The sequence below is a fragment of the Pseudomonas sp. HS6-2 genome (assembly GCF_049325675.2).
GTDB lineage: Bacteria > Pseudomonadota > Gammaproteobacteria > Pseudomonadales > Pseudomonadaceae > Aquipseudomonas > Aquipseudomonas putida_N.
Genome location: NZ_CM143906.1, coordinates 1,063,655 through 1,076,163 on the forward strand (window position 1 = coordinate 1,063,655; position 12,509 = coordinate 1,076,163).

Here is a 12,509-nt window from a genome sequence, read left to right on the forward strand (position 1 = left end):
GCGTTGATTCCAGCGTAGCCGCCACGGCCCGGGTTGAAGCGGGCCATGGCGCCAGCGGTCAGAGAATGTTGAATGGAATGGTGGTGACCACGCGGAACTCGTCCAGGCTGCCATCGGCCTGGGCCTTGCTGGCGCGGTGTGCGGTGTAGGTGGCGCGGATGCTGGTGTCCTTGAACGGCCCGCTCTGCACGGCGTAGCTGGTGCCGATGCCCCACTCGTAGTGGGTTTCGCCGTCCAGGCCGTTCACGTCGTAGGCGGTGCCACGGTAGTGGGTGCCGTCGATGCCCCAGCCGCGGGCGTTGTACAGGTTGAACTTCAGGCCCGGCACGCCGTAGGGCGCCATGTTCAGCACATAGGCAATCTGCAGGGATTTCTCGTTGGGGCCGTTGAAGTCCGACAGCAGCGAGTTGGCCAGGTAGATACCATTGGTTTCGTGCAGGTAGTCGAAGTACTCGTTGCCGTTGACCTGCTGCCATGACGCCGTGAGGGTGTGGGCCTGGTGGGTCAGGCCGAACGACAGGCTGTACGTGTCGTTGTCGATCTCGCCCATCTTCTTGCTGCCTTCATCCACGGTCTTGTAGTAGTTCAGGCCAGTGGTCAGGGCGAGCACGGCGTTGTCGCCGAGGACGTGGTTGGCGCCGAAGTAGTACTGGTTCCAGAAGTCATCGACCTTGGTGGCGTACAGGCTGGTGGTCAGGCTCTTGAACGGCTGGTAGTTGACCCCGGCGGTGCTGGCGCGGTCGGTTTCGACGCCGGTGGCGCTGTATTCGCTGCGGAACTTGCTCAGGCTCTGTTCCGTGCGCGGCGAAACGCGGTCGAAAGTGCCCAGGTCGATCGACAGGTTGTCGAACTCGGCACTGTGCAGGAACGCGCCCTGGAAGCTCGACGGCAGCGCACGGTTACCGATGTAGGCGATCATCGGCGTGTCCACCGACTGGCGGCCGACGGTGAGGGTGGTGTTGGAGACGCGCGCCTTGACGTTGGCCAGGCCCATTTTGCTCCACTGGCCGACCGGGTCACCGTCGCTGTGGGTGAGCGTTCGGTTGTTCGGCCCGGCGATCGCGGCGCGGCCCTGCTGGATGGCGATGGCGTTGTAGCCGGCGGCCTCGACGGCAAAGCCGACAGTGCCTTGTGTGAAGCCTGAGCTGTAGTTGAGGATGGTGCCCTGCACCCAGTTGTCGCGGCTGTGGGTGTCGTGGCGGCTGCCGTCAGCCTTGTAGTACTTCCACAGCGGTGCGCGGGTGGCGCGTTCGTGGGCGTACCAGTTTCGCGTGCTGCCAGACAGGCTCTGGCCGTCGAGGAAGCCGTTTGCATCGTCCTGTTCGCTGGTGGATTTCAGGCTGATCGGGACGTAGTCCTGGCTCTGGGTGTCGGCCTCCGTCACGGCGCAAAAGGTGCCGATGGATAAGGCCAAAGCGGTCAAGGTGAATAGTCTCAAGGTTAAAGCTCCCTTTCTGTTCTTTTAGTTATTGCCTGGCCTTGTGGGCCGGGTTGCTTGCTGCGGTGTTGCCAGGGTTGCCCGGGGGCGCCGGGCCAAGTCGGGGGAGGTGTGTTGGCCATGCCGGCCCTTTCGCGGGGCAAGCCCGCTCCTACAGGGTGATCACCAACCTGTGCAGGAGCGGGCTTGCCCCGCGAAGAGGCCTGACCTGGCTATCGCCTAATCAACACTCACACCGGAAAAGTCATTGCGCCCGAACGGGCTGACCTTGAAGTCGGCCACCTTGATGCTCAGCGGCTGGTTCACCGTGGAATGCGCCACCGGGGTGATCGGCACCTGCTGCTTCAGACGCTGCTGGGCCTGCTGGTACAGCGCCGTGCGCTGCTCGCGGTCGGTAACCTGCTTGGCCTGCTTGACCAGGCTGTCGTACTGCGGGTCGCACCACCGCGAGTAGTTATTGCTGCCAATGGCGTCGCAGTTGTAGAGGGTGCCGAGCCAGTTGTCCGGGTCGCCGTTGTCGCCGGTCCAGCCAATCAGGGCGATGTCGTGCTCGCCGCTCTTCATGCGCTTGAGGTATTCGCCCCATTCGTAGCTGACGATGCGCACCTTGAAACCGAGCTTGTTCCAGTCGGCCTGGAGCATCTCGGCCATCAGCTTGGCATTGGGGTTGTACGGGCGCTGCACGGGCATGGCCCACAGGGTGACCTCGGTGCCCGGCTTGACCCCGGCCTGCTGCAGCAGCTGCTTGGCCTTTTCCGGGTCGAAGGGGGCGTCCTTGAGGCTGCTGTCATAGGACCACTGGGTCGGCGGCATGGCATTGATCGCCAGCTGGCCGGAGTCCTGGTACACCGCCTGGATAATCGCTTTCTTGTCCACCGCCATGTCCATGGCCTGGCGTACTTCCAGGCGGTCGAACGGCGGGTGCTGGGTGTTGTAGGCGATGTAGCCGAGGTTGAAACCCGGCTGCTGCATGACTTGTAGATTGCCATCGGCCTTGAGCGCGGGCAGGTCAGCCGGGCGCGGGTTCAGGGTGACCTGGCACTCGTTGCGGCGCAGCTTCTGGATGCGCACCGACGGGTCGGTGTTGATCGAGAACACCAGGTTGTCGATCTTTACTTGCTCTGGCGCCCAGTAGTTCTTGTTCCCCTTGAAGCGGATCTGCGAGTCCTTCTGATAACGCTGGAACACGAACGGGCCGGTGCCGATCGGTTGCTGGTTGATGTCGCTGGGGCGCCCGTTGGCCAGCAACGTTTCGGCGTACTCGGCCGAGAGTATCGAGGCGAAACTCATGGCCAGGTTCTGGATGAAGGCGGCATCGACCTTGTTCAGGGTGAACACCACGGTCAGCGGGTCGGCTTTCTCGACCCGGGCGATGTTCTTGTCCAGGCCCATGCCGACGAAGTAGGGGAATTCGGTAGGGTAGGCCTTACGGAACGGGTGGTTCTTGTCGAGCATGCGGTTGAAGGTGAACAGCACGTCGTCGGCGTTGAAGTCACGGCTCGGTTTGAAGGCCTTGTTGGCGTGGAACTTCACGCCCTCGCGCAGGTGGAAGGTGTACCGCAGGCCATCGTCGGAGACCTCCCATTTGGTCGCCAGTGCCGGGTGCACGGCCGTGCCGCCGCGCTCGAACTCCACCAGCCGGTTGTAGATCGGCTCGGCGGCGTCATTGTCGGTGGCACTGGTGTACTGGGCAGTGTCGAAGCCGGCCGGGCTGCCTTCGGAGCAGAACTTAAGGTTCTTGGCCTGAAGGGCAGGGGCCTGGCTCAGCAGGCCGAGGGCGAGCAGGGTCGAAAGGCGGGTGAGGTGGCGCATGGCGGTTCCTGTTCCAGCTGTTCAAGCCGCTTCGGGGTACGAATGGCGGCAACAGTTTCCCGACCCCGTCGCGGGTAGCGTCGGAGCAGGTGTGCAGTGCTTGGTTGCGGTGAAACGGCTCCCGCCGCGGTCGGGCGGGGGCCGGGATCTACCCTATTTGTCCACGCTGACGCCGTAGAAGGCGTTCAACGCGAACGGGCTGATCTTGAAGTCCTTCACCTTGGCGCTCATCGGCTGGTACACCGTGGAGTGGGCGATCGGGGTGATCGGCACCTGCTCCTTGAGGATGTGCTGGGCCTTCTGGTAAAGCTCGGTACGCTTGGCCTGGTCGGAAGTGGCCTTGGCCTGCTTGATCAGGTCGTCGTAGGGCTTGTAGCACCACTTGGAGAAGTTGTTGCCGTCGATGGCGTCGCAGCCGTAGAGGGTGCCGAGCCAGTTGTCCGGGTCACCGTTGTCGCCGCTCCAGCCGATCAGCATGGCGCCCTGTTCGCCGCCTTTGGAACGCTTGATGTACTCGCCCCATTCATAGCTGACGATCTTCGCCTTGATGCCGATCTTGGCCCAGTCCGACTGCAGCATCTCGGCCATCAGCTTGGCGTTGGGGTTGTACGGGCGCTGCACCGGCATGGCCCACAGGGTGATCTCGGTGCCTTCCTTGATGCCGGCTTCCTTGAGCAGCTGCTTGGCCTTCTCTGGGTCGTATGGCGCGTCCTTGATGCTGGTGTCATAGGACCACTGGGTGGGCGGCATGGCGTTGACTGCCAGCTGGCCGGCGCCCTGGTAGACCGATTCGATGATCTTCTTCTTGTCCACGGCCATGTCCAGCGCTTCGCGGACTTTCAGCTGGGCCAGCGGGTTGGGCTCGTTGCTGCCCTTGATCTTGTCCATCACGTTGTAGGCGATGTAGCCGAGGTTGAAGCCGGCCTGCTGTGGCATCTGCAGGTTCTTGTCTGCCTTCAGCGGCTCGATGTCGGCCGGCCGCGGGAACAGGGTGACCTGGCACTCGTTCTTCTTCAGCTTCTGCATGCGCACCGAGGCGTCGGTGGTGATGGCGAAGATCAGGTTGTCGATCTTCACGTCCTCGGGCTTCCAGTAGTCCTTGTTGCCCTTGAAGCGGATCTGCGCGTCCTTCTGGTACTTGCTGAACACGAACGGGCCGGTGCCGATCGGCTTCTGGTTGATGTCGGCGGCCTTGCCGTCCTTGAGCAGCTGGCCGGCGTATTCGGCGGACTGGATGGAGGCAAAGCTCATGGCCAGGTTCTGGATGAATGCGGCGTCCACTTCATTGAGGGTGAACTTCACCGTGTGATCGTCGAGCTTCTCCACCTTGGCGATGTTCTTGTCCATGCCCATGTCGGTGAAGTACGGGAATTCGGTGGGGTAGGCCTTACGGAACGGGTGGTTCTTGTCGAGCATGCGTTCGAAGGTGAACAGCACGTCATCGGCGTTGAATTCACGGGTCGGCTTGAAGTAGTCGGTGGTGTGGAACTTGACCCCTTCGCGCAGGTGGAAGGTGTAGGTCTTGCCGTCGTCGGCCACGTCCCACTTGGTTGCCAGGCCAGGGATGACTGCGGTACCGCCGCGCTCGAACTGGGTCAGGCGGTTGAACACGGTCTCGGCCGAGGCGTCGAAGTCGGTTCCGGTGGTGTATTGCCCCGGGTCGAAGCCGGCCGGGCTGCCTTCGGAGCAGAACACCAGATTGGACGCGGCGTGGGCTAGCGGAGCGCCGGCGAGCAAGCCTGCACCGAGCAGGAACGGAATGACTGCGTGTTTAAGCATGGTGGCCTCATTGTTGTCATTTTTGATTTGAGGTGGCCTCGTGAGCCGACCTGCGGATACTTATGCAGGGGGTATTCCCAATGCAACAGGCAGAAGGATAGTTGGCGTCAGAAAAGTAGTACGGGCGTACATGGATGTCGCATTCGTATAACTTTCAGCGAAGTTGAACGTTTGCGTGGGCGAAATGATGGCTTTTTGCGGGATGTTTCGGGGCGGGTGAAGGTGTAGGACGCACCTGTGTGGTGCGTAGGAAATGTCTGAAAATGGGATTAGGGGCGCATTGCGCCCCCAATAGACATCAAGGCATCTGTACTTCGATCAGGCCATCAGCATTCATGCTGACTTCACTGGTACCCGCCTCGATATCCGGCGCTGGTGCCGCCTCGTCAGCCGCCATGGCCTTCATCGCCATCGGCGCGCTGCGCAGGTAAGGGCGCGGGTAACCGGAGCTGTTCAGGTTCAGGCTGACCACCTTGTAGCCCTTGCCGCCCAGTGCCTCGGTGGCCAGCTGCGCCCGGGCCTTGAACGCATTCACCGCATCCTTGAGCAATTCATCCTCGCTGGCTTTGCGCGTGGCCGGGGCAATGGAGAAGTCCATGCCGCCCATCTTCAGGTCCTGCAGCAGGTCGGCAGTGAGCTGGGACAGGGCCGGGAAGTCGGCACCTTCCAGGCGCAGCTCGGCGCGCTCGCGCCAGCCGGTGATCTTCTGGCCCTTGCTGTCATACACCGGGTAGCTGTTGCGGCTGCCCTGGCTGATCTTCACGTCCTTGACCTGGCGCGCCTGCTGCACGGACTTGTTCATGGTTTCGGTGATCTGCTTGGCGAGCTTGCCCGGGTCGGTATTCTGCGCTTCGCTGTAGAGGGTCACGACCATCAGGTCGCGCGCCACTTCCTTGCTGACTTCGGCGCGCAGCGATACCTGGTTGTAGCGCGGTTCGTCGGCCGCCAGTGCCGGCAGGCTGGCGAACAGGCCGCAGGAAAGGATCAGGGCCGCGCCGCGACGTGGGATGTGCATGTGTTACTCCTTGGCAATAGTGGGCGTGGGTTCTGGGCATCCATTCCACGCATGGCCCATCAGACCCGGAGCAGTGTAGTGGGTTCAAAAGTGCCATCATGAACTTGTGACAAAGTGTGGCGCTTTGCCGCATCGCTGCAGCGGGGCGCCCGGCTTCGGTATACTCCAGCCGATTTTCCTGGAGCACTCATCGGGAGAGCGCATGCTCGCCGCCGCACAACCGTTGTCCGCAACACGCCAGAACCTCTGGCGCCTGACTGTCATTCGCGTTCTGGTCCTGGCCGCCCAGGCAGGCTCCGTGGGCGTCGCCTACTGGACCGACCTGCTGCCGCTGCCGTGGCTCTCGCTGGCCGCGACCCTGGCCCTGTCGTCGCTGCTCTGCGCCTTCACCGCCTTGCGCCTGCGTTTGTCGCTGCCGGTCACCGAGACCGAATATGCCTTGCAGCTGGCCTGCGACCTGCTGATTCACAGCGCCTTGCTGTACTACTCAGGGGGTTCGACCAACCCGTTCGTGTCCTATTACCTGGTGCCGCTGGCTATCGCTGCGGTGACCTTGCCGTGGCTGTATTCGCTGATCCTCTCGGGTATCGCCCTGACTGCCTACAGCCTGCTGCTGGTGCAGTTCTACCCGCTCGAGGGGCTGCCGATGGCGCGGGACAAGATGCAGGTCTACGGCATGTGGCTGAGTATCGCCCTGGCCGCCGCCGTAATTACCTTCTTCGCCGCGCGCATGGCCGAGGAGCTGCGTCGCCAGGAGCAACTGCGTTCCGAGCGCCGCGAAGAAAGCCTGCGTGATGAACAGCTACTGGCCGTGGCCACCCAGGCTGCCGGTGCCGCCCACGAACTGGGCACACCCTTGGCGACCATGAGCGTGCTGCTCAATGAAATGCGCCAGGACCACACCGACCCATTGCTGCAGGAAGACCTGCAGATCCTTCAGGACCAGGTCAAGCTGTGCAAGGAAACCCTGCAACAGCTGGTGCGCGCCGCCGAGGCCAACCGCCGCCTGGCGGTGGTCGAACAGGACGTCACCGCCTGGCTCGACGAGGCGCTGAACCGCTGGCACCTGATGCGCCCGGAGGCCAGCTACCGCTTCCAGCGCCTGCGCGACGGCCAGGTGCCGCGCCTGACGCCGCCACCGGACCTGACCCAGGCGCTGCTGAACCTGCTGAACAATGCCGCCGATGCCTGCCCTGATGACCTGCAGGTGACCCTTGACTGGGACGCCCAGGACATCCTGATCAGCATCCGCGACCATGGCCCCGGCGTGCCGCCGGCCATTGCCGAAGCGATCGGCAAACCCTTCATTACCACCAAGGGCAAAGGCTTCGGCCTGGGCCTGTTCTTGAGCAAGGCCAGCGTGACCCGTGCGGGCGGTTCGGTGAAACTCTATAGTCATGAACAGGGTGGCACCCTGACCGAACTGCGCCTGCCCCATGGCAAGCGAGGAGATGAATGATGAGCGAAGAAAACCAGGTCGAAGGCGAAGAACTTCCGCACCTGCTGCTGGTGGACGATGACGCCACCTTTACCCGGGTCATGGCCCGGGCCATGAGCCGCCGTGGTTTCCGCGTGAGCACTGCCGGTTCCGCCGAGGAAGGCCTGATCCTGGCCCAACAGGACCTGCCGGACTACGCCACGCTGGACCTGAAGATGGAAGGCGACTCGGGCCTGGTGCTGCTGCCCAAGCTGCTGGAGCTGGACCCGGAGATGCGCGTGGTGATCCTGACCGGTTACTCGAGCATCGCCACCGCCGTTGAGGCGGTCAAGCGCGGTGCCTGCAACTACCTGTGCAAGCCGGCCGATGCCGACGACGTATTGGCCGCGCTGTTGTCGGAGCATGCCGACCTGGACTCGCTGGTGCCGGAAAACCCGATGTCGGTGGACCGCTTGCAGTGGGAGCACATCCAGCGCGTGCTGAACGAGCATGAGGGCAATATCTCTGCCACCGCGCGGGCGCTGGGCATGCACCGCCGTACCCTGCAGCGCAAATTGCAGAAACGTCCGGTTCGCCGCTGACTCCGTGTAAGCTTCTTCGCGGGGCAAGCCCGCTCCTACAGGATTTTCATCAGGCCCTGGGCCGGCGGTGAACCTGTAGGAGCGGGCTTGCCCCGCGAAAGGGCCGGCACAGGTGTATCAAGATAGTCCTCCACGATCCCCGCAATTCCTGACGCGTTGGCGTATCATTAGCCGCCTAACGGCAACCCCATCAGGACCGCTTGCGCATGCTCGCCCTTCTTATCCAGACGCTGAACATCACGGCGCCCGTCTTCGCCATGCTGTTCATGGGCGTGTTGCTCAAACGCATCCAGCTGATCGACGACAATTTCAACCGCGTCGCCTCGCAGCTGGTGTTCAACGTCTGCATGCCAGCGTTGCTGTTCCTCGGCATCTACCACGCCGACCTGGCCACGGCGGTGCAGCCCAAGGTCATCCTCTACTTCGTCGCCGCCACCCTGGTCGGCTTCGCCGTGTCCTGGGGCATGGCCATCTGGCGCAGCCCGCTGACCGACCGCGGCATCTACACCCAGGGCGCGTTCCGCGGCAACAACGGTGTGATCGGCCTGGCCCTGGCCGCCAGTCTCTATGGCGACTACGGCATCTCCCTGGGGGCGGTGCTCGCCGGCCTGGTGATCCTCATGTACAACTCGCTATCGTCGGTGGTGCTGGCGGTGTACAGCCCGGACCTCAAGTCCGACCCCTGGAGCATCTGCAAGAGCATCTTCAGCAACCCGCTGATCATCAGCGTGCTGGTCGCCACGCCGATGGCTTACGGGCAGGTGCCGCTGCCCAACTGGCTGCTGACCTCGGGCGACTACCTGGCGCAGATGACCCTGCCGCTGGCGCTGATCTGCATCGGCGGCACCCTTTCGCTGGCGGCGCTGCGTGACAGCGGCAAGCTGGCCATCGATGCCAGCTTGGTGAAGATGGTCTGGCTGCCGCTGATCGGTACCCTGGGTGCCTGGTTGTGCGGTTTCCGTGGAGCCGAGCTGGGCATCCTGTTCCTCTATATCGGCAGCCCGACGGCAGCGGCCAGCTATGTCATGGCCCGCGCCGCCAACGGTAACCACGAACTGGCGGCCTCGATCATCGTGATTACAACGCTAATGGCGGCGATCACCACCAATATTGGTATTTTCATCTTGCAGTGGGGCGGATGGATCTAGATCCTTGACTGCAAAACAACAGCAACAACACTGCCTCACTGAGCCAAAGGACACTTCATGCAAGACCAGAGCACGCCCGAGCCGCTGAAGCGCGGGTTGAAGAATCGCCATATCCAGCTGATTGCGCTGGGCGGTGCTGTCGGCACCGGGCTGTTTCTGGGCATCGCCCAGACCATCCAGCTGGCTGGCCCCTCCGTTTTGCTGGGCTACGCCATCGCCGGCCTGATGGCCTTCTTCATCATGCGCCAATTGGGTGAGATGGTGGTCGAGGAACCGGTCGCCGGCAGCTTCAGCCACTTCGCCCACCAATACTGGAGCGAGTTCGCCGGGTTCGTCTCCGGTTGGAACTACTGGGTGGTATATGTGCTGGTCGGCATGGCCGAGCTCACGGCCGTGGGTATCTATGTGCAGTACTGGTGGCCGGAGTTCCCGACCTGGGCCACGGCGGCGATCTTCTTCGTGGCAATCAACCTGATCAACCTGACCCAGGTGAGGGTCTACGGCGAGATGGAGTTCTGGTTCGCCCTGGTCAAGGTGGTGGCTATCGTCAGCATGATCGGCTTCGGTGCCTGGCTGCTGGCCAGCGGCCACGGCGGCCCGGATGCCAGCGTGGCCAACCTGTGGCAGTACGGCGGGTTCTTCCCCAATGGCGTGACCGGGCTGGTGATGGCGCTGGCGGTGATCATGTTCTCGTTCGGTGGCCTGGAGCTGGTCGGTATCACCGCTGCCGAGGCCGACAATCCGCGCCAGAGCATCCCCAAGGCGACCAACCAGGTGGTCTACCGCATCCTGATCTTCTACATCGGCGCCCTGGCCGTGCTGCTGTCGCTGTACCCCTGGCAGAAAGTGGTGCAGGGTGGCAGCCCGTTCGTGATGATCTTCCACGAGCTGGACAGCGACCTGGTGGCGACCATCCTCAACATCGTGGTGCTGACCGCCGCGCTGTCGGTGTACAACAGCTGCGTGTACGCCAACAGCCGCATGCTGTTCGGCCTGGCCAGCCAGGGGGATGCGCCGCGCCAGCTGCTCAAGGTCAGCCGCAGCGGCGTGCCACTGACAGCGTTGGGCGTTTCGGCTTTTGCGACCGGCCTGTGCGTGCTGATCAACTACCTGATGCCCGGTGAGGCGTTCGGCCTGTTGATGGCACTGGCGGTTTCGGCGCTGGTGATCAACTGGGCCAGCATCAGCATTACCCACCTCAAGTTCCGCAAGGCCAAGCTGGCGGCCGGCATTACCCCGTTCTACCAGAGCTGGGGGCACCCGCTGACCAACTACCTGTGCCTGGCGTTCATCGTGCTGATCCTGGGGGTGATGTACCTGACCCCGCCGATCCGCATCTCGGTGATGCTGATTCCGGGGTGGATTGCGGTGCTGTGGGTGGCCTTCAAGCTGAAGAAGGCTCGCCAGGTTCGCCGTTAGATTTTTATCGCCAATGAGATCGAGCGCCGCCCGCGCGGCGCATCGCGAGCTTTGCTCGCTCCTACGTTTGTTTCGGGCCAATCATTCCTGTGGGATTTGCGCGCGAACGCCTTGGCGCATGCCTCAATATCGTGTCGTACCAACAAGGCGGTCGCGTGCGCCTGTCACAGGCGTTACTGGCCAAAAACAAACGTAGGAGCGAGCAAAGCTCGCGATGCGCCGCGCGGGCGGCGCTCGATCTCACGGGCGATGCAGAGGAAAGGCCAGCGCCTGGTGGTCCTCCCACAATCCCGTGCCAGGCCCCTAGTGCTGCCTGCGCCAGGCTCGCACAGTGGTGAACAGCAAAACCAAGCCGAGCACCGGCAATACATAGAAAAACATCAATTGCTCCAGCCGCCCGGCCAGTGGCATGCCCATGGTGAAGGCCGCTACATGCAGGCCATAGACCAGATACAGGCAGAGGAACACCAGTCCCTCGACGCGGGTGACACGGTAGCCGGAGTAGAACACGGGCAGGCTCAGGGCCGCGACACCCAGCATTACCGGCAGGTCGAACGCCAGCGCATTGGGCGAGATGCTCAGCGGCTCAGGGGTGATCAGCGCCGTCAGGCCGAGCACTGCCAGCAGGTTGAACAGGTTGCTGCCGATCACCGTACCTACCGCGATCTCTCGCTCGCCGCGAATGGCGGCGATCAGCGCGGCGGCAAGTTCAGGCAGGGACGTGCACACGGCCACCACAGTCAGGCCGATGACGCGTTCGGACAGGCCGAGATCGGTAGCCACTTCAATGGCCGCTTCCAGTAGCAGGTGGCCGGCCAGGCTCAACAGGCCAAGGCCGAACAGCACCTGCAGCAGTGTTCCGGACCAGAAGCGCCCGGCGCTGGCAGCCCCGGCATTCTGGGCGGGATAGGTGCGGGCATAGTTGCGAGACTGGTGCCACAGCATGGCCAGGTAGCCGGCCAGGGCGAGCAGCAGCAGCAGCCCTTCGGCCCGGCCCAGGTGGCCATTGGCACAGAGCGCATAGACCAGGCCGCTGGCAACGATCATCAACGGGATGTCCAGGCGCACCAGTTGGCGTGATACCCGCAGCGGGATGATCAGTGCGGCCAGGCCAAGGATGACCAGCACGTTGAAGATGTTGCTGCCGATCACGCTGCCCACGGCCACGTCGGGCGCACCTTGATAGGCGGCTTGCAGGCTCACGGTCAGCTGCGGCGCGGTGCTGCCGAAGGCCACCAGGCTCAGGCCGATGATCAGTGGTCGCACGTGCAGGCGCTGGGCCAGGCGCAGAGCGGCGCGCACCAGGAGTTCGGCTCCGGCGATCAGCAGCAGCAGGGCAACGCCCATTTGCAGCAGGCTGAAGGTGGGGAGGGTGGCCAGGTCGAAAATGATCAGACTCCTGTCAGGTCAGTCGCTCAGACCTTGTACCCGGACGCGCGCCGTTCCGCTACGGAGCATGCCGATTTTTTCTGCTGCGGCACGTGACAGGTCGATCAACCGGCCGCGGGTATGCGGGCCGCGGTCGTTGACGCGGACCACCACGCTGCGGTCGTTGGCCAGGTTGGTGACCAGCACCCGGCTGCCGAATGGCAGGCTGCGGTGGGCGGCAGTGAGACCGTGCTGGTTGAACGGTTCGCCGCTGGCAGTGCGTTTGCCGTGGTGGCGCGAGCCGTAATAGGAAGCGGTGCCGGTTTCGTTGTAACCGCGCGGGTCGATGTCGTGGCTGGCGCAGCCGGCCAGGACAGAGAAGAGGGCTAGCGTACCTAGGGATCGTTTTAGCAATTCGGATGCTCCGGTGCATTGGGGCCGCTGTGCGGCCCATCGCGGGTCAAGCCCGCTGCTACAGGAATGGCGCGATCTCTTGTAGGAGCGGGCTTGA

The 12,509-nt window shown here is 63.3% G+C and carries 10 protein-coding genes; 4 read left to right on the forward strand and 6 right to left on the reverse strand.

Features of this window, described 5'->3' with window-relative positions; translation table 11 throughout:
• Positions 1-58: 58 nt before the first annotated feature.
• The 4 genes from ACOKS3_RS04895 to ACOKS3_RS04910 form a co-directional block, all read right to left on the reverse strand.
• Positions 59-1,438 carry an OprD family porin gene (locus tag ACOKS3_RS04895; RefSeq protein ID WP_103445591.1) on the reverse strand — a complete coding sequence of 460 codons (1,380 nt, stop codon included), beginning with the start codon at positions 1,436-1,438 and terminating at the stop codon, positions 59-61.
• Between the two features lie 219 nt (positions 1,439-1,657).
• Positions 1,658-3,250: an ABC transporter substrate-binding protein gene (locus ACOKS3_RS04900; protein WP_103445590.1), complete on the reverse strand. Its 1,593-nt coding sequence runs from the start codon at positions 3,248-3,250 to the stop codon at positions 1,658-1,660.
• 153 nt (positions 3,251-3,403) lie between these two features.
• Positions 3,404-5,029 carry an ABC transporter substrate-binding protein gene (locus tag ACOKS3_RS04905; RefSeq protein WP_103445589.1) on the reverse strand — a complete coding sequence of 542 codons (1,626 nt, stop codon included), beginning with the start codon at positions 5,027-5,029 and terminating at the stop codon, positions 3,404-3,406.
• Positions 5,030-5,327: 298 nt separating this feature from the next.
• Positions 5,328-6,044 (reverse strand): SIMPL domain-containing protein, encoded by a 717-nt coding sequence (locus tag ACOKS3_RS04910; RefSeq protein WP_422763366.1) that lies wholly within the window; start codon positions 6,042-6,044, stop codon positions 5,328-5,330.
• 202 nt (positions 6,045-6,246) lie between these two features.
• Here ACOKS3_RS04910 and ACOKS3_RS04915 point away from each other — a divergent pair, with 202 nt between their 5' ends.
• The 4 genes from ACOKS3_RS04915 to ACOKS3_RS04930 all read left to right on the forward strand — a co-directional run bounded on the left by ACOKS3_RS04915 (position 6,247) and on the right by ACOKS3_RS04930 (position 10,630).
• Positions 6,247-7,503, forward strand: coding sequence for an ATP-binding protein (locus ACOKS3_RS04915; protein ID WP_027920241.1), 1,257 nt, complete (start codon positions 6,247-6,249; stop codon positions 7,501-7,503).
• Positions 7,503-8,063 (forward strand): response regulator transcription factor, encoded by a 561-nt coding sequence (locus tag ACOKS3_RS04920; RefSeq protein WP_079229623.1) that lies wholly within the window; start codon positions 7,503-7,505, stop codon positions 8,061-8,063. Before ACOKS3_RS04915 ends, ACOKS3_RS04920 begins: the two co-directional genes overlap by 1 nt.
• 206 nt (positions 8,064-8,269) lie before the next feature.
• Positions 8,270-9,211: an AEC family transporter gene (locus ACOKS3_RS04925; RefSeq protein WP_422763367.1), complete on the forward strand. Its 942-nt coding sequence runs from the start codon at positions 8,270-8,272 to the stop codon at positions 9,209-9,211.
• A gap of 57 nt (positions 9,212-9,268) precedes the next feature.
• Positions 9,269-10,630, forward strand: a complete 1,362-nt coding sequence (locus tag ACOKS3_RS04930; RefSeq protein WP_103445587.1) for an amino acid permease — start codon at positions 9,269-9,271, stop codon at positions 10,628-10,630.
• Positions 10,631-10,933: 303 nt separating this feature from the next.
• On the opposite strand, the gene ACOKS3_RS04935 is transcribed toward ACOKS3_RS04930, so the two are convergent.
• The gene (locus ACOKS3_RS04935; RefSeq protein WP_103445586.1) at positions 10,934-11,977 is read right to left on the reverse strand and encodes a calcium/sodium antiporter; all 1,044 of its coding nucleotides are present in this window, start codon (positions 11,975-11,977) and stop codon (positions 10,934-10,936) included.
• A gap of 60 nt (positions 11,978-12,037) precedes the next feature.
• Entirely contained in the window at positions 12,038-12,412 is a 375-nt protein-coding gene (locus ACOKS3_RS04940; RefSeq protein WP_103445585.1) for a septal ring lytic transglycosylase RlpA family protein, read from the reverse strand.
• Positions 12,413-12,509: the final 97 nt, after the last annotated feature.